The 20,431-nt window shown below is 56.7% G+C and carries 18 protein-coding genes; 12 read left to right on the forward strand and 6 right to left on the reverse strand.

Annotation, left to right across the window (positions count from 1 at the left end; genetic code table 11):
- The first annotated feature begins 129 nt into the window (after window positions 1–129).
- The 7 genes from hemA (at window position 130) to AC3Y2E_RS01450 (ending at window position 7,659) form a co-directional block, all read left to right on the forward strand.
- On the forward strand, window positions 130–1,551 hold the full coding sequence (gene hemA / locus AC3Y2E_RS01420; protein ID WP_379206385.1) for a glutamyl-tRNA reductase: 1,422 nt from the start codon (window positions 130–132) through the stop codon (window positions 1,549–1,551).
- A gap of 12 nt (window positions 1,552–1,563) precedes the next feature.
- A complete protein-coding gene (locus AC3Y2E_RS01425; protein ID WP_190924555.1) occupies window positions 1,564–2,397 on the forward strand; it encodes a cytochrome C assembly family protein in 834 nt (277 codons plus the stop codon).
- 6 nt (window positions 2,398–2,403) lie between these two features.
- A complete protein-coding gene (locus tag AC3Y2E_RS01430) occupies window positions 2,404–3,039 on the forward strand; it encodes a precorrin-2 dehydrogenase/sirohydrochlorin ferrochelatase family protein (RefSeq protein WP_379206387.1) in 636 nt (211 codons plus the stop codon).
- A 79-nt stretch (window positions 3,040–3,118) separates the two neighbouring features.
- The gene (gene hemC / locus AC3Y2E_RS01435) at window positions 3,119–4,066 is read left to right on the forward strand and encodes a hydroxymethylbilane synthase (RefSeq protein WP_379206389.1); all 948 of its coding nucleotides are present in this window, start codon (window positions 3,119–3,121) and stop codon (window positions 4,064–4,066) included.
- 7 nt (window positions 4,067–4,073) lie between these two features.
- Window positions 4,074–5,651: a uroporphyrinogen-III C-methyltransferase gene (gene cobA, locus AC3Y2E_RS01440; RefSeq protein ID WP_379206391.1), complete on the forward strand. Its 1,578-nt coding sequence runs from the start codon at window positions 4,074–4,076 to the stop codon at window positions 5,649–5,651.
- Between the two features lie 25 nt (window positions 5,652–5,676).
- Entirely contained in the window at window positions 5,677–6,672 is a 996-nt protein-coding gene (gene hemB, locus AC3Y2E_RS01445; protein WP_379206393.1) for a porphobilinogen synthase, read from the forward strand.
- Window positions 6,673–7,107: 435 nt separating this feature from the next.
- Complete coding sequence (locus tag AC3Y2E_RS01450) at window positions 7,108–7,659, forward strand: general stress protein (RefSeq protein ID WP_190924565.1); 552 nt, start codon at window positions 7,108–7,110, stop codon at window positions 7,657–7,659.
- Between the two features lie 130 nt (window positions 7,660–7,789).
- Here AC3Y2E_RS01450 and AC3Y2E_RS01455 read toward each other — a convergent pair whose 3' ends face one another.
- The 4 genes from AC3Y2E_RS01455 to AC3Y2E_RS01470 all read right to left on the reverse strand — a co-directional run bounded on the left by AC3Y2E_RS01455 (window position 7,790) and on the right by AC3Y2E_RS01470 (window position 10,809).
- A complete protein-coding gene (locus AC3Y2E_RS01455) occupies window positions 7,790–8,587 on the reverse strand; it encodes an ABC transporter permease (protein ID WP_379206396.1) in 798 nt (265 codons plus the stop codon).
- A 15-nt stretch (window positions 8,588–8,602) separates the two neighbouring features.
- Complete coding sequence (locus AC3Y2E_RS01460) at window positions 8,603–9,403, reverse strand: ABC transporter permease (RefSeq protein ID WP_379206398.1); 801 nt, start codon at window positions 9,401–9,403, stop codon at window positions 8,603–8,605.
- Window positions 9,403–10,431, reverse strand: coding sequence for an ABC transporter ATP-binding protein (locus tag AC3Y2E_RS01465; protein WP_379206400.1), 1,029 nt, complete (start codon window positions 10,429–10,431; stop codon window positions 9,403–9,405). The genes AC3Y2E_RS01460 and AC3Y2E_RS01465 overlap by 1 nt, the downstream gene beginning before the upstream one ends.
- A 222-nt stretch (window positions 10,432–10,653) precedes the next feature.
- The gene (locus AC3Y2E_RS01470; protein ID WP_379206402.1) at window positions 10,654–10,809 is read right to left on the reverse strand and encodes a hypothetical protein; all 156 of its coding nucleotides are present in this window, start codon (window positions 10,807–10,809) and stop codon (window positions 10,654–10,656) included.
- A gap of 242 nt (window positions 10,810–11,051) precedes the next feature.
- Between AC3Y2E_RS01470 and hemE the strand changes: the two genes are divergently transcribed.
- From hemE to hemL, 4 genes are all read left to right on the forward strand, one after another.
- Complete coding sequence (hemE, locus tag AC3Y2E_RS01475; protein ID WP_379206404.1) at window positions 11,052–12,119, forward strand: uroporphyrinogen decarboxylase; 1,068 nt, start codon at window positions 11,052–11,054, stop codon at window positions 12,117–12,119.
- Window positions 12,120–13,055 (forward strand): ferrochelatase, encoded by a 936-nt coding sequence (gene hemH / locus AC3Y2E_RS01480; protein ID WP_379206407.1) that lies wholly within the window; start codon window positions 12,120–12,122, stop codon window positions 13,053–13,055. It abuts the gene before it with no gap.
- A 105-nt stretch (window positions 13,056–13,160) separates the two neighbouring features.
- Window positions 13,161–14,609: a protoporphyrinogen oxidase gene (hemG, locus tag AC3Y2E_RS01485; protein ID WP_379206409.1), complete on the forward strand. Its 1,449-nt coding sequence runs from the start codon at window positions 13,161–13,163 to the stop codon at window positions 14,607–14,609.
- Window positions 14,610–14,682: 73 nt separating this feature from the next.
- Window positions 14,683–15,987 carry a glutamate-1-semialdehyde 2,1-aminomutase gene (gene hemL, locus AC3Y2E_RS01490; RefSeq protein WP_379206411.1) on the forward strand — a complete coding sequence of 435 codons (1,305 nt, stop codon included), beginning with the start codon at window positions 14,683–14,685 and terminating at the stop codon, window positions 15,985–15,987.
- 82 nt (window positions 15,988–16,069) lie between these two features.
- Here the strand turns inward: hemL and AC3Y2E_RS01495 are convergent, their stop codons facing one another.
- Window positions 16,070–17,935, reverse strand: a complete 1,866-nt coding sequence (locus tag AC3Y2E_RS01495; RefSeq protein WP_379206413.1) for a phosphodiester glycosidase family protein — start codon at window positions 17,933–17,935, stop codon at window positions 16,070–16,072.
- A gap of 545 nt (window positions 17,936–18,480) precedes the next feature.
- On the opposite strand from AC3Y2E_RS01495, the gene AC3Y2E_RS01500 reads away from it, so the two are divergent.
- The gene (locus AC3Y2E_RS01500; RefSeq protein ID WP_379206416.1) at window positions 18,481–19,644 is read left to right on the forward strand and encodes a LysM peptidoglycan-binding domain-containing protein; all 1,164 of its coding nucleotides are present in this window, start codon (window positions 18,481–18,483) and stop codon (window positions 19,642–19,644) included.
- Window positions 19,645–19,864: 220 nt separating this feature from the next.
- Here AC3Y2E_RS01500 and AC3Y2E_RS01505 read toward each other — a convergent pair whose 3' ends face one another.
- Window positions 19,865–20,029 carry a hypothetical protein gene (locus AC3Y2E_RS01505; RefSeq protein ID WP_190924576.1) on the reverse strand — a complete coding sequence of 55 codons (165 nt, stop codon included), beginning with the start codon at window positions 20,027–20,029 and terminating at the stop codon, window positions 19,865–19,867.
- Between the last annotated feature and the right edge of the window lie 402 nt (window positions 20,030–20,431).

The following is a 20,431-nucleotide window of genomic DNA, read 5'->3' on the forward strand; positions in this document are numbered from 1 at the left end:
TTCCGATAAGACTAGAGGAGAAAGAAGTAAAACGGTGTCATCATTTAGTCAAACTTTGCTCTTTTGCATTTGTCGAACTGTGATATAATGAAGAATGATTCTAATGTGCCGGAAAGGCAGGTGAATGCGATGCACATCATTGCGGTAGGTCTGAATTACCGGACGGCTCCCGTCGAGATCCGAGAACGGTTCGCTTTTGACGAACAATATCTTCCTATGGCCCTGCAGCAGTTGAAGGAAACGAAGAGCATACTGGAGTGCGTCATCGTAAGCACCTGCAACCGGACGGAAATCTATGCGGTCGTTGACCGTTTGTATATGTGCGGTCATTACGTGCGCAATTTTCTTGAGAAGTGGTTCCGCATTCCACGGGAGCGGATGAAGGATTATTTATATATTTACGAGGACAGGCAGGCAATCGAGCATCTGTTCCGGGTGACCAGCGGCCTCGATTCGATGGTGATCGGCGAGACCCAGATACTCGGGCAGGTGCGGGATGCGTTTCTGAAAGCCCAGGCGCAGAAAGCGACCGGAACGATGTTTAATACGCTGTTCAAGCAAGCCGTCACGATGGCCAAGCGGGCGCACTCCGAGACGTCGATCGGCGAGAATCCGGTTTCGGTCAGCTATGCGGCGGTTGAACTCGGCAAGCGGATATTCGGCGATTTTCAGGGGAAGACGGTGCTTCTCGTAGGCGCCGGCAAGATGAGCGAGCTGACGCTGAAGCATCTGACCGCCGGAGGCGCCGAGAAAGTCGTCGTCGTGAACCGGACTTACGAGAAAGCGGTCGAGCTCGCCTCCAAGACGAACGGGACGGCCCGGCCGATCGAGAAGCTGCCGGAGGAGCTTGCGAAGGCGGACGTCGTCATCAGCTCCACGGGCGCAGCCGGATTCGTTCTGACCCGGGAGACGGTGCGTATGGCGATGAGCGCCAGAAAATCCCGGCCGTTGTTTATGATCGACATTGCCGTTCCGCGGGATATTGAGCCGGGCATTTCGGAATTGTCCAACGTGTATTTGTACGACATAGACGATTTGGAGTTTATTGTGGAGACGAACCTGAACGAACGCCGCAAGGAAGCGCTGAAGATCGAGGCTATGGTCGAGAAGGAGATCGAAGCGTTCGAGCAGTGGTACAAGCTGCTCGGAGTGAGTCCGGTGATCCGGGCGCTTCAGGAAAAGTCGGTGGCCATTCACGAGGAGACGATGTCCAGCATGCTGAACAAGCTGCCGGGACTCGGCGAACGCGAGGTTGATGTAATCCGCAAGCTGACCAAAAGCATGCTGAACCAAATGATGCGCGACCCGATCATGCGCGTGAAAGAGCTGGCAGCCGAACGCCGCGGTGAGGAAGCGCTCGACATGTTCACCCATCTGTTCGCCCTGGAGCAGCGTCTGGCCGATGCCGCAAGCGCTGAAGAAGCCCGGAAGGCGGCAGTCAAAGCGGCAGCAGCTGAGCAGCAGAGCAAGGAAGCGATAGTCGGACCGGACGATCGCGACCGGAAGCAGCGGATTGCGATAGCAGCCGGCGAACTGCTTGCCCACTCGTAAGAGGGTCATCTGATGCCGGGAAGCACATGGTTTTACGACGCGATTTTGTATATATACGCCCTGAGCCTGCTGTTTTCTTTCTCCGATATGGCAACCAAAAACCGGAGTGCAAAGCGGATGGGAACAGGGCTGCTTGCTTTTGTATGGCTGCTGCAAACCGTATTTATCGCCTCCCGGATGTACGAGCACCAGTACGTGCCGGTGATGACGATGTTCGAGGCCTTATTTTTTTATTGCTGGGTGCTGGTCACCATATCCATAATGATGAACTTTTTTCTGAAGCGGCTGGATTTGCTCGTCTTTTTAGTTAATGTGGCCGCTTTTGCTATACTGGCGATTAACATATTCAGCGATCCTTCGGTCACGCCGATCAGTCAGCAATGGGAGGCGAGGGACGAGCTGGTATTTATCCATATTACGCTCGCGATCGCCAGTTACGCGGCATTCATGATCGCTGCGCTGCTCTCGGGTATGTATCTGTTCATGCACCGGCAGTTGAAAGGAAAGCGCTGGTCAGCGGTCATGACCCGGTTTCCGAGTCTGGACCGGATCGAAGGTTATACCTACCGGGCGGTGCTGATCGGAGTCCCGCTGCTGATCGCCTCGGTCGCGCTCGGAATCGCCAAGATCGTGCTCGACGGGGATACTCGTCTCTTGGCCGATGCGAAGGTGCTCAGCTCGTTGTTCAGCATTGCGGTGTATGCGTTTTATTTGCTCCAGCGGGTAACGGCCAACCAGACCGGGCCTATGCTGGCGTTTTGGAATCTCGCCGCTTTTACCGCAGCAGTGATTAACTTTCTCGTGTTTAATATGTATTCCGGGTTTCATCACTGGATATGGATGTGAAACGATATGCGAACGTTCTACCCGATCGTGGCCGATCTTGCGGGCAAGCGCTGCCTCGTCGTCGGAGGCGGACGGGTGGCGGAACGTAAAGTCGGCGGCCTGCTGGAAGCTTCAGCGGCCGTTGCCGTCGTTAGTCCGCTAATTTCGGATACGATCGCAGCCTGGGAAGCCGAAGGACGGGTGACGGTCGTCCGCCGGGAGTATACAGAGGGCGATGCGGCGGGAGCTTCGCTTGTATTTGCCGCAACCGACAAAAGGGAAGTCAACGAGCGAGTGTATGCGGAGGCGGTTGCGCGGGCGCTTCCGGTGAATGTGGCGGACCGGCCGGACTTGTGCACGTTCGTCGTCCCGGCTGTGATTCGAAGCGGACCGCTTCTCGTGACCGTCTCGACGTCAGGGACGAGTCCGATGGCTTCCGCACGTATTCGGGACCGGATTGAGGAATCGCTTGGCGAGGGGCTCGACCGGTTTCTTGAATTTACGGCGGAATACCGGCTGTCCGTGCACAACAAGGTAAGCGACCCGGGCTTGCGGAGAAAGCTGCTGGCGGAGCTGTTCAGCGACGAAGCGCTGGATGCGGTCAAGGCGGGAGACTGGGAGTCGTTCCGCAGCCGGATGCTGGCCCAATTAAACGAAGCTTAACTACCCTTGCAGGGGAACAAGACAGGCTTCGAGCGGCAGCCATTCGCTCCGCTCGGGCTTTAGCGGAAAGGATGATCAGATGCGTACGGTAAAGGTAGGCACGCGCCAAAGCGCGCTCGCTTTAACCCAGACGGGTCAAGTTATCGAGCAACTGCAGCAAGCAAGCGACAAATACGGAATCGAATGCCGGTTTGAACTGAAAAAAATCGTGACCCGGGGCGATCAAATTTTGGACGTCACCTTGTCCAAAGTAGGCGGCAAAGGGTTGTTCGTCAAGGAAATCGAACAGGCGCTGCTGGACGGGGAGATCGACATGGCCGTTCATAGCATGAAGGACATGCCCTGGGAGCGCCAGCCGGGCCTTGCGATCGGCGCCACGCCGAAGCGCGTTGACCCGCGGGACTGTCTGGTCACGCGCGGCGGCATACCGCTGGCTGAGCTGCCTCAGGGAGCGCGCGTCGGCACAAGCAGCCTGCGCCGTTCCTCGCAGCTGCTGGCGTACCGGCCAGATCTGTCGGTCGAATGGATCCGCGGCAATATCGATTCGAGAATCCGCAAGCTGGAGACGGAAGGCTTCGACGCGGTCGTCCTGGCGGCGGCCGGGCTGCACCGGATGGGCTGGGAGGAGCGGATCTCCGATTATGTCTCTCCCGATATTTGTATTCCGGCGGTCGCGCAAGGCGCTTTAGGCATTGAATGCCGCTCGGACGATCCGTTCATACTCGACTTGCTAGGGCGAATCAATGACGGGCACAGCGAACTCGCCGTGAAGGCCGAACGCCAGCTGCTGGGACGGTTGAACGGCGGCTGTCAGATTCCGATCGGAGCGTATGCGGTAATTCGGCAAGAAGGCGGGTCCGGCTCTGCAGCAACGCTCGAGATGACGGCTGTCGTCGGTTCGCCGGACGGTCGTCTGCTGCTCAAGGAATGGGGACAAGGAACCGACCCGATAGCGCTCGGCAATGCGCTGGCGGACCGGCTGCTGGAGCAGGGAGCGGATCGGATCATAGCAGAGCTGAGGGGATGAGGGGACGTTGAAGCAGGAGCAGGGGAAAGTGTATCTCGTCGGGGCGGGCCCCGGCGATCCGAAGCTGATAACGGTGAGGGGACTGGAAGCGATCCGGCGGGCGGATGCCGTCGTATACGACCGGCTCGCCAACCCGAGGCTGCTTCAGCATATGAAACCGGGTGCGGACCCCATATTTGTTGGCAAGCTGCCGGATAAACATATGATCAAACAGGAAGAAATCAACCGGATGCTCGTCGATCTGGCGCTTCAGGGGAAGACGGTTACGAGGCTGAAGGGCGGCGATCCGAGCGTATTCGGGCGCGTCGGCGAAGAGGCGGAACTGCTAGCCGAGCACGGGATCGACTTTGAGATCGTGCCGGGTATTACTTCGGCGATTGCCGTGCCCGCTTATGCGGGCATCCCGGTGACGCATCGGGACTTTACTTCTTCCTTCTCTGTCGTAACGGGCCATGAATATCCGAACAAAACGTATTCCAGCGTCAATTGGGAAAATTTGGCCAACGCGTCGGGAACGATCGTTTTTCTGATGGGCGTCGCCAATATTGATACGATTTGTCAGCAATTGATGGTATACGGCCGCAATCCCGATACGCCGGCCGCGGTGATCCGCATGGGGACCTGGATGGAGCAGCGAACGGTCACAGGAACGCTGGATACGCTGCCCGGGCTCGTGAAAGAAGCCGGACTGACGTCCCCGGCGATTATTATCGTAGGCGATGTCGTCAAGCTGCGGGCCAAGCTGGCCTGGTTCGAGAAGCGGCCGCTGTTCGGCAAAAGGGTGCTCGTCACCCGGGCCAGAGAACAGGCGAGCGAGCTCGTCCGGCAAATCGAGGAGAAGGGCGGGGAAGCGATCGAATTTCCCGTCATCCGGATCAGGCGGCCGGAGGGCGAAGCGGCGGCAAGGACGCTGGACGAGGCGATCCGCAGGCTCGAGGATTACGATTGGGTGTTGTTCACGAGCGTGAATGGAGTCGATTATACGTTCGAGCGGATGGCCGAGCTGCGGATGGATGTCCGTACGATGCATCGTGCCAAAATCGCCGCCGTCGGCCCGAAAACGCAGGAAGCGCTGCTAAACCGGGGCCTTGTGGCCGATCTGGTGCCAAGCGGCAGCTTCCAGGCCGAGTCGATGCTGGAGCTGCTGCTCCAGTTCGTCAAACCCGGCGAGCACGTCTTCCTGCCCAAAAGCGATCTGTCCCGTCCGGTGCTGGCTGAGGGGCTTCGGCGCTTCGGAGCCCGGGTGACGGAAGCGAACGTATATGAAAACGTACTGTCGCTCGAAGGCGGAGACCTGGCTCTCGGGATGCTCCGGGCGGGAGCAATACATGCCGTCACCTTCACGAGCTCCTCCACCGTTACCAATGTTCTGGAGGCGCTTGGCAAGCTGGGGGAAGCCGACCCGGTCGGGCTGCTGAACCGGATCGAGCTGTATTCCATCGGACCGGTTACGGCCGAGACCGCAGCCAAAGCCGGACTGCATATCCACGCCACCGCAGAGCAATCGACCGTCGCTTCGCTGGTCGAGGCGATCGTTCACAAAGGCAGCCAGGGCGGCTCCCCCGCAGACGAAAACCGTCCCTGAACAACTTGGAAAGGAATGAACCTCCATGAGTTTTCCGATTACACGCAACCGCAGACTGCGCACGTCGGCGGCACTGCGCAGCATAGTAAGAGAGACGCGGCTGACCGCGCATGACCTCATCTATCCGATATTCGTAACCGAAGGGTCCGGCGTACGGGAAGAAATCGTCTCGATGCCGGGCGTCTACCATCTGTCGATCGATCTGCTTGAGGCGGAAATCCGCGAAGTGGCCGAACTCGGCATTCAAGCGGTGCTGCTGTTCGGCGTGCCGGATCATAAAGATGAAGTCGGCTCGGAAGCGTACGGCAACAATTCGATCGTGCAGCGGGCTACCCGCAAAATCAAAGAATGGCAGCCGGATCTGCTCGTCGTAGCGGATACTTGCTTGTGCCAGTTCACGAGCCACGGCCATTGCGGCATCGTTCGTCAAGACGAGAGCACGGGACGCGCCGACGTCGACAACGACGCTTCGCTCGCTTTGCTCGTGAAGACGGCCGTCTCCCAAGCACAGGCCGGAGCGGATATTATCGCCCCTTCCAACATGATGGACGGTTTCGTGCAGGCGATTCGTACTGGTCTTGACGAAGCGGGTTTCGAGCATGTGCCGATCATGTCTTACTCGGTCAAATACGCTTCGGCGTTTTACGGCCCGTTCCGCGATGCAGCCCACTCGGCCCCGCAGTTCGGCGACCGCAAGACGTATCAGATGGACCCGGCCAACGTCCGGGAAGCGCTGCGCGAGGCGGAGAGCGATGTTGTGGAAGGCGCGGACATGCTGATGGTGAAGCCGGCACTCGCGTATTTGGACGTGATCCGTCTGCTGAAGGAGCAGTTCGACTTGCCGGTCGTCGCCTACAACGTAAGCGCCGAATATTCGATGGTGAAAGCAGCCGCCAAGCAAGGCTGGCTCGACGAGAAAGCGATCGTGCTGGAAACGCTGCTCGGGATGAAGCGCGCGGGCGCGGACATCATCATCACCTATTTCGCCAAGGACGCTGCGCGCTGGCTGCAGGAGCGGTAAGAGCGCGTCATCCATGACGATGCCCGCTTTCCAGGCGTGGACCTTGAACAAGCCCGGAAGTTCCGATTGTGGAACTTTCGGGTTTTTGTTGGCGCTGACCCGACCGGCTGGTAGAAATAAGGGGTGCAAACCGCCTTTATTCGCCTCCGTCCACCTATTGGGCCGAAAATAGCGGATGCCAAAGACTCTTAATTCTTTTAGAGCTGGTGCGAATACACGTTCTGCGAAGCCGAACAGGAACACACGTTGCTTCTAAAAAAGCTGCCGCCTGCAAGGTTACTCGCCCTCGAAAGGCTTCGTTTAGAATCGTTTCTTTTAAAATAAATCTCACATGTTACGTCCACGGCTCGGGCTCGTCGCATGATTATCCGTTTCAACTTTGCGCCAAGGGGTAATGAGGAGTGTGACATATACCTTGTACTCAAGGAGGAAACGATGATGGATAACGAGAAGAAAATCGTAGGCGTATTCGACAACGAGCAAGAGGCAATCCGCGCGATCGAAGGATTGAAACGGCAAGGTTACTCGTCCGACGACATTTCGGTCATTTCCAAAAGTCGTGAGGAATTAAGAAGGGTGGAGGACGAGACGGGAAGCGCGGCTCCGGAAGGGGCCGCTACGGGGGCCGCCGCAGGCGGGATGCTGGGCGGTGTGACCGGGCTGCTCGCCGGGATCGGCGCTTTGGCGATACCGGGGATCGGGCCGATTTTGGCAGCGGGTCCCATCGTCGCTACGCTAACCGGAGCGGCCGTCGGAGCCGGAGCCGGGACGCTGGTCGGCGGCCTGATCGGACTCGGCTTCTCGGAGTCGGATGCGAAGCAGTACAACGAATACGTAGAGGGCGGCAAAATATTGGTGCTCGTCCGCTCCGACAAGGAGCGCGATCCTCATGTGTATGAGACGTTCCGCACGAACAACTCGCTGAACGCCTCGACTTACGAGCTCGACGCCGGCGCTGCAGCGGCGGGCGGGCGTGTGCGTCCATAACGGATAAGGGGATTACTCCACAAGTGTTCGTGTGACAGAGGAGCGTCGCCATTTGCAACCGAAAAGGACCTCAACTTCCACGGTAAAGTGGAGGCTGAGATCCTTTTTCTTTTGAATCCGTTTTACGCCGCTAGTTGCCGACGCTTTCGTACTTGCGGAGTCCGCGGTTAAACATAAGCAGCGATAACGCTAGACAGATGGCGGCGACTACCGGCGTCAACAGGCCGAGTGCGGGCCATTCTCCTTTCCCGAGCAGAAAGGAAGCCGGATAATAGCTGATAAAGGCGTACGGGACAAGGATGGAGATGAACAACTGGATGCCCGTCGTATAGATCGTCAGCGGGTATTTCGCAAAATCGCTCACCGTATGAATCATCATCGGAAACGAGTTGCGGGGGCCCTGCGTCCAAAACGATATGCTGTTTGAAGCAAGGTTGACGGCAATCCGGATCGTTACCCCAGAGAGAACGAATACGAGAAGCAGAACTAGCTGCCACCAGCTCCACTCCGCATCGATATGCCTTACAGACTGGATCAGAAAAAGCGAGCCGATGATCAGGTTGCCGATTCCGTTCATCCCGAAGGCGGACCCCATTACTTGAAGCACGGGAGGAAGCGGACGTACGAGAAACCGGTCCATCTCTCCACGGTTGACCATCCCGTTAATAAGCCAGATGCCGTTGAAAAAGAAGGAAGATACTCCTTCGGACATAAAGATGAGCGAATACAAAAATACGATTTCCCAAAACGTCCAGCCGGCGATTTCCGGTATTTGCGCGAACACGACCCAAATGAACACGATTCCCAGCAACTGAGTCAACATAGCGGCGCACATGGCGATCCAGAAGTCCGCCTGATACTCCAGTATCGCCTTTACGTGTTGAACCATCAGTCTGGAATAAATGTATACAGCACGAGTCCACCTCAAAGCAAGCTTCCCTCCTTATCCGCCATGTATGGTCACTTGTCGCACCGACCAGCGCCAAACGGCTTTTCCCGCCAGCCACAGCAGTACCGCCCACAGGAGCTGAATGCCGATTTGCCGGATAGATTCGGCCAGATCGTAGCGCCCCATATAGATGGAAGCGGGAATATATACGATTCCCTGAAAGGGCAGCCACAGGGCGATAGTCTGAAGCCAGCCGGGAAACATCGACAGCGGAACGAGCGCTCCCGAGAACAAGTTGGTAACCGCCGCTCTCGCCCAAGCGACGCCAAGCATGCTGGACGTATAAAAACAGACTAGCCCGGCCAAATACACGATGCCGAACTTGATCAGTACGGAGAGAGTCAGACTCAGCAGGAACAAGACGGAAGTTCCCAGATCCGGCGGGAGGCCGGCTCCCGCAAACAAGATGGCCCAGGCGGCGGCCACAATGGCGCACACACCGCCTTCGACGATGCTTGTGCCGACCGTTTCGGATAAGCGCGCTTTTTGAAAGTCGAGCGGCTTAAGCAGATCCATCGCCACGCTCCCGTCCATGACCCTTCGCGAGATCGCCGTCTCCGAGTACCAGGTGAGCAGCATGTTCGTTATGAAGACGACGAGCAGATACGTTTTCATCTGCTCCCAAGTCATGCCGTTCAACTCGTCCCGGTCTCCGAAAATCGCTTTCCATACATAAAACAGGGCGGTCACAAATACGATACCCGAGACGGTATTAACGAAAAAGTTAAACCGCTGCGACAAGGAAGCTTGCATCGACGTTTTCAGAAGTGAGATATATTTTCGGGTGGAGGCCATTAACGGACCTCCTCTGCGAGCCGTTCCTTCAGATGAAGGTCGCCGTCATACAGACGTCGGATAATTTGATCGATCGAAGGCTCGTCGATCCGGAAGTCGGCAATATCGGCCGCTCTCATAACGGCTGAAGCGACTTCGCCGGCGGAGTATCGGAAACGATCGAATTTGACCGACAGCCTGACGGCATCACTATGTTCGATCGTAACTCCCTCCAGCCCGCCGAGAATCGAATCCGGTTGCGGCGCAGGCTCGCGAAGCTGGAAATGGATCGTTCTTTCCTTGGCGAAGGCGTCCGTAATCGTATCCATTGGGCCGTTGTATACGAGGGTCCCTTTATCGATAATGATCAAACGCCGGCATATGTCCTTGATATCTTCCAGATCGTGGGTCGTAAGCAGAATCGTGGAGCGTTGTTCGCTGTTGATTTGTTTAATGAACTCACGAATGCGCGTTTTGACGGCAATATCAAGCCCGATCGTCGGCTCGTCCAGAAATACGATAGGGGGATTGTGAAGCAAGGCGGCGGCGAGATCGGCCCGCATCCGCTGACCGAGCGAAATTTTGCGGGCAGGGAGATCGATAAAATCTTGCAGTCCGAGCAAATCGTAAAACTTGTCGAGGTTTTTTTTGTAGGTATCGGCGGGAATTTCATAAATGTCTTTCAGCAGCGAAAAGGATTCCCGGACCGGCAAGTCCCACCACAGCTGAGTTCGCTGACCGAATACGACCCCGATTTGCTTCGAATTGCGGATACGCTGCTGGTGGGGGACGATACCTTGAATGCGGACGGTGCCTGAGGAGGGGACGAGGATGCCTGAGAGCATTTTGATCGTGGTCGATTTGCCCGCCCCGTTCGGACCGACATAAGCGACGGATTCGCCTTGCTCGATGTTGAAGCTGATTCCGTTCACCGCATGTTTGTCCCGGTAGTTCTGAGTGAACAGATGTTTGATCGATCCTTTAAGACCCGGATCTTTGATGGCCTGACGAAATGTTTTGGACAGCAGCTCCGCTTCGATGGCTAACATTGTGGAAACACCACTTTCCGGCAATTTCTAGCCATTATAAGTCGGTGAGGAAAATGTTGTCAATTGATTTTTCTAGTATACGGAACTCGCGGTATCGTAAACAGAGAGCCCGCTAAGGGCTGTTATAACATGCAAAAAGGGCTCCACCGACGAATCCGGTTGAGCCCTTCTATGACGTTTCCCCGATCAAATATCGTTCCCCCCAAAAAAACGGTTTATTTTTTACGGACTGGCCGAAACGATCCATCCGCAAACGGTGATTATCGCCACGGTGCCGAAAAACAAATAACTGAACGTACGTATGGGCCTCGGCAGCATACTCGGCCTGCTCGTTAGGGCCTCCTCTCCAGCGTTGCGCTGTTCTTGCTCTTGGTTCAAAAGGTTCTCCTCCTCTCTGGAAAACGTTTTCATATACTTACACTTATATTAACGCATTTGAATCAGAAAAGTTTCATTCTGAACTGAATTATTTCGACAATTCCTTCTCATTGTCATCATTTTGTCGGATTATGCGGGACTGCTCGGTTGTTACGCCGTTTGAAATCGGGCATAATGAGAGGTGGAAACGGGAGTTGTTATGATCTCCCAGTAGCGCGGACAAGGACAAAGGAGAATCGGACATGGCTTATAACGATACGTTCATCCGGGCATGCCGTAAGCAGCCCGTCGACCGACTACCCGTCTGGTATATGAGGCAGGCGGGAAGATACGACCCGGACTACCGAAAAATAAAAGAAAACTATTCGCTGCTCGAAATATGCAAGCAGCCCGAGCTGGCGGCGGAAGTGACGATGATGCCGATCCACAAGCTGGGCGTCGACGCCGCGATCCTGTATTCGGACATTATGAACCCGGTCGCTTCGATCGGGATCGATTTTGATATTGTGGCGAATGTGGGCCCGGTAATCGACAACCCGATCCGCAGCGCCGAGGACGTACAAAAGCTTCGTCCGATCGATGTGGAGGGCGATTTGTCCCACGTGATCGAGACGATCCGGATTCTCGACCGGCAGCTTGAAGTGCCGCTTATTACATTCGCCGGCGCACCGTTTACGATCGCCAGTTATTTGATCGAAGGCAGACCTTCGAAGAGCTATATCCGCACGAAAGAAATGATGTACGGGGCTCCGGACGTCTGGTTCCAGCTGATGGACAAGCTGGGCGATATGGTCATCACCTATTTGCGCGCGCATATCGCTAACGGCGCCAAGGCGGTTCAGCTGTTCGACAGCTGGGTCGGGTCGCTGGCGCCGCGCGATTTCCGCACGTTCGTGCTGCCGACGATCGAGCGTATCTTCAAAGGTCTGGAAGATTTGCCTCAGCCGAAAATTTATTTTCCGGGCGTGAGCTCCGGCGAGCTGCTGTCCGATCTGCACAACGTGCAGGCCGATTGTATAGGATTGGACTGGCGGGTGCCGATCAGCGAAGGAAGACGCCGTCTGGCGGGCAAATTCGCCGTTCAGGGCAATCTCGATCCATACTTGCTGACCGCGCCGATGGATGTCATCGAGCGGCACGCCAAAGAAATTATCGACGATGGGCTGGAGAGCCCGGGCTACGTATTCAATCTGGGTCACGGTTTGTTCCCCGAGGCTTCGCTGGACAAGCTGAAGCAGTTGACCGACTATATACATCGTTATTCGGAAGAAGCTATCGTGCGGCTTGCGGAAACGAAGGGAGCGAAATAAATGTCGAAACGCAAAGTCGGCGTCCTCGTCATGTCGTACGGAACGCCGGAAAGCATGGATCAGATCGAAGCGTACTATACGCATATCCGCCGGGGCTCGCCGCCTTCTCCCGAGCAGCTGAAGGCGCTCACGGACCGCTATGAAGCGATCGTGGGCGGTTTTTTTCCGCTGAGGGAAAATACGAACCGCCAAGTGGAGGCGCTCGAGCAGACGCTGAACCGGGACAGGGCGGATATCGAATATAAATGTTATCAAGGACTGAAGCATGCGTCCCCCTTTATCGAGGACGGCGTGAAGCAGATGGCCGAAGACGGCATCCGCGAAGCGGTCGGGATCGTACTCGCTCCCCATTACTCGGTTATGAGCGTCGGAGGGTATATCAAGAGAGCGCAGGAGACGGCGGAGCCGCTCGGCGTGCAGATGAAGTTTGTCAAGAGCTATCATCTGCATCCGAAGCTGATTCAAGCTTTGTCCGAGCGGGTAACGGCGGCGCTGGAGTCGATGGAAGGCGTCGCCAAGGAAAACGTGCGGGTTATCTTCTCCGCCCACAGCTTGCCGGAGAAAATTTTGGAGATGCGCGATCCGTATCCGGATCAGCTGCTCGCTTCCTCCAAAGCCGTAGCCGACCTGGCCGGCATAACCAATTGGCAGTTCGCCTGGCAAAGCGCCGGACAAACGGCGACCCCATGGCTCGGCCCGGATATTATGGACGTGCTGGAGACGATTCATCGGGAGGAGCAAGTGGAGAACGTCCTCCTCTGTCCGATTGGCTTCGTATCCGATCATCTGGAAGTGCTGTACGATATCGACATCGAATGTCAAAGCTTGGCGAAGCGGCTTGGCATGCGTCTGGCGCGGACAACATCGCTGAATACGGACCCTCTGTACATGGAGACGCTGCGAGACTCGATCAACGAACAGCTGCATCACAACTAATACACGTTTCCCGCTCTCGAGAGGCGGCTTAAGCTCACGGTCCGGTGAGACGGGCCGCCTCTTCCGGGCGTATAAACGTTGCCAGCCAGAAAGGAATGGTGCCTAGTGGGAGACAGAGCAAACAATCGCAAACAGGTCGTCGTCATCGGCGGAGGCATTAGCGGATTGAGCGCGGCCTATTATGTGCAAAAAGCGCTGGCGGATGCGGGCACGGATGCCGATATAACGATTGTTGAAAAAACGGGCGCATTCGGAGGCAAAATCCGCACGCTGCATCGCGACGGCTTCGTGATCGAGCAGGGGCCGGACTCGTTCCTGGCGCGCAAGCTGCCGATCATCGAGCTGACCAGAGACCTCGGGCTTGAAGGCGAGCTGACGGGAACGAATCCGAAAGCGAACAAAACGTATATCGTACACAAAGGAAAACTGCATCGGATGCCGAAAGGTTTATCGTTAGGCGTTCCCACCGAGCTCGAACCGTTTCTTGAAACCGACCTCTTGTCGCTGCAAGGCAAAGCGAGAGCGTTGATGGATTTTGTGCTGCCGAAGCGCGAGGAGACGACGGACGAATCGATTGGCGGCTTTTTTGAGCGAAGGTTCGGCGGCGAGCTGCTGCGGAATTTGGCGGAGCCCATCCTGGCGGGCATTTATGCGGGAGATACGTACAAGCTTAGCCTCCAGGCGACGTTTCCCCAGTTCCAGCAGTTGGAACGTGAGCATGGAAGCCTGATGAAGGCAACGATGGCTGCTAAGCTGAATCCGCCCGTCCCTTCGCCCGTATCCGAGGTTATTCCTGCCGAGCATCGTTCCAGCGTGTTCCTGACATACCGGAAAGGGCTTGTCACGCTGCTGGACGGTCTGAGGGGCGCCTTGGAAGGCGTCCGCAATGTCCAAGCTGCGGTAACGGGGCTGAGCCGTCAGGAAGGCCGCTACAAGCTAACACTGGATGGTGGCGAAGCGCTTGACGCGGACGTCGTGATCGCCGCGCTGCCGTCGCACGGGCTGGCTCCCTTATTTGGCGGGTTCCCGCAATCGGACTGGCTCGGCGCCATGGACAACGTATCGGTGGCCAACGTCGTTCTCGCCTTTGATAAAGACAGGCTGGATCATCCGCTGGACGGCTCGGGCTTCGTCATTCCGCGTACGGAAGGCAGATTCATTACCGCCTGTACGTGGACGTCGTCCAAATGGCTTCACACGGCGCCGGAAGGCAAGGCGCTGATCCGCTGTTATGTAGGCCGTTCGGGGGAGCAGGACTGGATGGAGCTGACCGACGAGGAGATCGTGACGCGGGTGCGCCGCGATATATTCGAGCTGATGGGCGTAAAGGCGGAGCCTCTGTTCGTGGAAGTGACGAGGCTGCTCCGGTCAATGCCGCAATATGCGGTCGGGCATCCGGATCGAATCGCCGGATTAAGAGACAGGCTGGCATCCGATTATCCGGGAGCGTTCGTTACGGGGGCTGCGTTCGAAGGAGTCGGCATTCCGGACTGTATCCGCCAAGCGAAGGATGCGGCTTATGCGGCGGCGTCTTATTTGGGGACGGACGGTTAAGGAAGTAGGGGCGACGCGGGCCGGGACAATCGGCCTGGAGCAAGGAGACAATAGATCAGGGAGCGTGTTAGGGATGACGGACCACAAAGTCGGACGGAACGACCGGAAATCGGCTGCCGCGTTCGAGGAAGCGAAACAATATATACCGGGCGGGGTTAACAGTCCGGTACGGGCGTTTAAATCGGTCGGACTGACGCCTGCATTTATGGAACGGGGAAGCGGAGCGCGGGTAACCGATATCGACGGCAACGAGTTTATCGATTACGTAGGCTCGTGGGGACCGCTGATTATGGGCCATGCCCATCCCGAAGTGGTCGAAGCGATCAAGCGTACCGCGGAGAAGGGGACGAGCTTCGGAGCCCCGACCGAGCTGGAGACGATGATGGCGAAGCTCGTATGCGAGCGGGTGCCGTCCATCGAGATCGTCCGTATGGTCAATTCCGGAACCGAAGCGACGATGAGTGCGCTGAGGCTGGCTCGCGGCTACACGGGACGCAACAAAATTTTGAAATTCGAGGGCTGCTACCACGGACATGCCGATTCGCTGCTGATCAAAGCGGGCTCGGGCGTTGCCACGCTCGGCTTGCCCGATAGCCCGGGCGTCCCGGAAGGAGTGGCCGCGAACACGATTACGGTTCCCTATAACGATCTGGAATCGGTAAAGCTGGCTTTCGAGAAGTTCGGCGAAGAGATCGCCGCCATTATCGTCGAACCGGTGGCGGGCAATATGGGCGTAGTTCCGCCGGTGCCCGGCTTTTTGCAAGGGCTGCGCGACGTGACCCGTCAATATGGCAGCTTGCTTATTTTCGACGAAGTGATGACCGGATTCCGCGTCGGCTTTAACTGCGCCCAAGGCGTATTCGGGATTACTCCGGACCTGACCTGCCTGGGCAAAGTAATCGGCGGCGGGCTGCCGGTAGGCGCATACGGCGGACGCCGCGACATTATGGAGCGGATGGCTCCGAGCGGCCCGATCTACCAGGCCGGGACTTTGTCGGGCAACCCGCTTGCCATGGCGGCCGGCTATACGACGCTGAAGCTGTTGGAGCAACCCGGCGTATACGAGGAGCTGGAGCGCAAATCGGCACGGCTGGAGCAAGGGTTTTTGAACAATGCCATGGAGCTTGGCGTTCCGTCGACGATCAACCGGATCGGCTCGATGGTATGCCCGTTCTTCACCGATACGAAGGTCATCAACTACGAGACGGCGAAGACGTCCGACTTGTCCCGGTTCAACCGGTACTTCGGCCTTATGCTGGATCATGGCGTCAGCGTAGCTCCTTCGCAGTTTGAGGGCATGTTCGTATCCGCCGTCCATACCGACGAAGAGATCGAGGCGACGATCAGCGCGCACTACCAGTCGCTTCAGAAGCTGTAAAATAGAAAGATACGGAAACGAAAACCCTCCGGCGCCGCGTCTGCGGATCGGAGGGTTCTTTTATCGGTTGAAAGTATGTAGGTTATTTGGCTGTGCCGGTGCCGGTCTGCGTGCCGGTTGCAGGCGTCGAAGCAGCCGTGCCGGAAGAGCTTGCAGCTGGAACGGAAGCATTCGCGTTCGCCGCGGTACCGCTTCCGCTTGGAGCAGTTCCTGACGAAGTGGAGCCGGTAGTTGGAGCGGCCGGCTGAGACTTGGCGCCTTCGGCCGCCGGCGGTGCCGGAGGTGTCGAAGTGCCGTTCGTGTTCGGAACGGTCGTTGCAGGCGCGCCTCCCGTACCCGGCGTACCTGTCCCTGACGTGGAGCCTCCGCCGGTAGTGGTACCGCTTGCACCGGTACTGCCGGAGGAGGCGCCGGCAGGCACTTTCCCGTCGCCTGTACCCGGCGGAACCTTCGTAATATCGGGCGGTTCGCCGGTCGCCGTACTTCCTGTACCTCCCGATGCAGGGAGACTGTTGCCTCCGGGATTTGCAGTACCCGGATTTGCGGCCCCTGGATTTGCAGTACCCGGATTCGTAGTACCCGGGTTCGTCACCGGCGTATTCGTTGTGCCGGTTCCGGTGCCGCCGGGAGTAGTTCCGCCCGTCGGCGGCTCCTGCTTGCCGGCATTGGGCTTGGCAGGAGGTTTGGACGTATCCGGTTTGGAGGCCGGTGTATCCGGCTTCGGATTTTCCGGCTTGGTTGTTGCAGGCGGTGCAGAATCTGTTTTTGGCGGTTCTTGCGTCTTTGCAGGTTCCTGTTGTTTGGTTTGTTGCTGCTGCTGTTTTTGGCGCTCCAGGTCCTTCAAGTAATCAGGATGGTCGAACGCGCCGCCAGCATTAATCTTCAGCAGTCCGTCCCATACCCGGTCCACCTTGTAAGAATCGGGATCGTCGTATACAAGCAACCCGGACGGCAGACGGCGTTCGCCGTAACGGCTCGAAGGCTTCGTCAGCAGCTCGCCCTTGACGACGAGCTCGGAGGAAGCCCCCCCGTCCATCATGCCTGCATTGACGGCTCCTTCTTTCAGCAGCAAATCCTGAACTTCTTTTAGGGTAGCGCCGACGCTGTGCGTCTGTCGGCCGTCGATGACGACGAAAATAAGCGTGCCGTCTTCCTTTTGGCCGATCGCGGTACGGGGAGCGCGGCCCCAGCCGCCGTCGCCGTTCGTAATCTGCGGATTGCCGTTGGCGATCAGACGCGGCGCCAGGAACGATACAGCCTCTTTTACGCCCATCTCCTTCAACTGAAGGAGGCTGTACTTCCCGACTACGAGCGTACCTTCCTTCGTAAAACCAACGATATGCTGCGGCGTTTCAGGCTCTACGTCCGTATAAACGGAATCGAACCCGGACATAATGAGGCCGATCGGCGCAAAGCCGTTACCTAATCCGTCGGGGTCGATGAAGCCGCCGCCGTTAATGCCGGCTACCGCGCCCGTGCGGGTAACCATCGAGCTGATCCGTTCGCCTTCGCCCACCGTATGCGGAGTAACGATGCGGACCGAAGTCGGGTCGTAGACGTAAATCATTTTGCCCTTCCAAAACTTGTCGGAGATATCGATCGGTTCGCTGATCAGCTCTTCGACGGAACGCGCCTTGCGGGCAGGGTCGTGCTTGATCAGCTGCAGATCCTGTTTCTCCAGCGCAGACGTTTCGGTGAATTGATGGGACATTTTCACCATATAATCCCGCTTCTCGGCGCCGACGAAGATCCACGCCCAATCGCGATGCTGGGTCGAGATGACGGTTTGCGCCAAAAATTCCCTTATCAGAAGTCCGGGGGACGTCAAATACAAGAAACTGGACGTGCCGAATATAAGTAGAGTGAACAATAATAGCGATTTCTTCAGCCAGCTCCATCCTACGAGCTGTCTTTTTGTTTGTGAGATCAGTTGGATAGCCGTACTCACAGCGGTCCTCCCTTAATAGTCGTTTGGCTGCGATTTTATGGCGCAACCTGTTGTCGGATCAATACCCTTAATCATAGCATACTCGTATTTGGTTTTGGATGAAGACTTTGATAAAATAATAGGAAAAAGCGGTGGAAACAGGTGATACTGGACATGAAGAGGTACTATGTGTTTGATTTTCCTTTGGAGTTATACGGAATCGGGCTGGTATTCGCCGCTGCGCTTCTGCTGATTGTATATGCGGCCTATAAGAGGGCCCGGCGCGAATCATAGACGGCCGGACGGATATAGTAGAGACACTCCTTTAGTATGAAGTTTCATGATAACGCTTACACACCGCAAATTACCAATTAACTGGATGCTATTGTCATCATAATTTCAACTCTCTCCCTTGTCAACGGTCTCTTTTTGCTGTCTGGGCGTATGAATTTCAATAAAAGTGTCATGCTCTCCTTCTTTCGTCCATATCATTTAAAGAACGCTTCTCATATAGGCTCAGTCAAGCATTCAGGCACGTGGAGGACGTTATGAAGGGAGGAGTTACGGTGAGCGAACGGCAATCCGGTTTGCGCTTCGATATTTATGAACGCGTTCATCTGCCGGACGAAGTACCTGCCATCCATGAACTGGATGAGGTCGAATTGACTCCGCAAATCCAAGTCGCGGTAGAAGGCGATCAGGCTGTTGTAAGAGGATGCTTGCTCTTGACCGGTTCCTACTCGGGACAAGCGGGAGCGGAGACCCGGAACGGGGTGGCGCTTGAGCATACGATCCCGGTGGAGATTACGCTTCCGGTCAGCCGGATTCGGAGTGTGGAGGACATTTCCGTCTCGATCGATAATTTCGACGTCGACTTGTTAGCTCCGAACAGTCTGAACGTAACGGGCGTACTGTCGTTAAACGGAATCGAGATGGTGTCCGGCGATGCGGATACGTGGAGAGAGGAGGAAGAGGTTGTATTTATCCACGAAAATGAAAGGACGGACGAGTCGTCCGAGTACGGCGAGCTGGAGCTGCCGTCCAAAGTCGACAGCCCGCCTGTCTCGCATGCGATTCCCGATATACCCGCGGCTCCCGTATTTGCGGCGGCGCCTCCGCCGAATACCGGGGAAGCGGAGCAGCCCGAAAGCCCGGCCGCCGAAGCGACGGTCCGCCGCGATCAGCTGCCGGATGATACGTACGACGATTACGAGGCGCTTGAGCAGTATGACGACGCATCGGCATCGGCACCGGCACCTTCGGACGAAGAGGAAGAAGCGGTGGAAGCATCGGCTCCGGAAGATAAGGAGTTGAAGATCGCGTTTGGCAGCAAAAAAGGCGAAGCCGGCCCGTCGATCGATCTGAAGTCGTATGCCGGCAAAAGCGACGATTACCGGAGGACCGGAGCTCCGCCCGCTCAGGAGCAGGCCGCGGCGCCGAGCGCGACAAGCTCGCTGTTCCGCAGCGGCCGAAGCTTCCGCAGCGAGCCGGAGCCGATCCCGGAACCAGTGCCGGAAGCGGGCGCAGCCGATGTGCTTGAGTGGAAAAATCTGTTCCTGACCGCCAGCGAGGAGCAGCAGTTCCGCAAGGTGCGGCTCTGTATCGTACATAAAGACGACACGGTGGAGTCGATCGCCAAAAAGTACGATCGCAAGCCGCAGGAAATCCGGTTGTACAACAGCTTGAGCGATCAGGAAGTGACGGAAGGCCAGGTGATTTATATCCCCTGACGAGGGGCAACCGGCAATAGCAAATAAAGCGTCCCACGGTCCGCTTGGCGGCACCGGAGGGACGCTTTATTATAGGCAAGCGCACGTGCGCGGCGGGAAACGGATCGACCTTGCGCAAGCAAGGCCGGAGTTCATCGGATCACTTCGTATGCATGCCAATCCCAATGCTAATGCCAATTGCCGGAGCGCGATAATGATCAAGCGACCGCACCCCGGAGGCTCAATACACGTTAAGCAGAAAACCGAGATAAATCATAAACAAGGCGAACAAAATAAAGACGTCGAGTCCGGTCGGCAGCAGCAACGTCCGCACGAACTGAACGCAAATAAGCGGGAAAATAACCCCTTTTACGGAATAACGGATTTTCCACCACCATTTATCCATCGATGCTTCACCCCGATTCCCTCATTCTTGCGCATACAAGCGAACGATCTGGTCCGATACAGAAAAAGCCGCCGGCCCAAAGACCTCTCCCGGTGCAAGTAAGACCGCTGTTGGGAGGCAGGCTTTTCTTGCGAGCAGAAAGTGTCCGGCAGTGCCGAAACCCCAATCTTTCTTCGCTCCTAAAATATGTCGGTTCGCCCGAATTGCTCCTTATTCCAGTGTATGAACCCTCGTCCGTTGGTTATGCTGATGCTATACCGTTATATTTCGCCGGAACGGATGCCGGAGTTAGGGGAGAGGGTACAGGCGGAATCCCGGAAGCGGAGGAGAGGGCTGTGGTTTCGGAGATCCGGTTGATGGAACAGGCGGTCTGGATTACGCTGCTGATCGTCCTGATCGTTT

Source organism: Paenibacillus sp. MAH-35 (assembly GCF_058135425.1).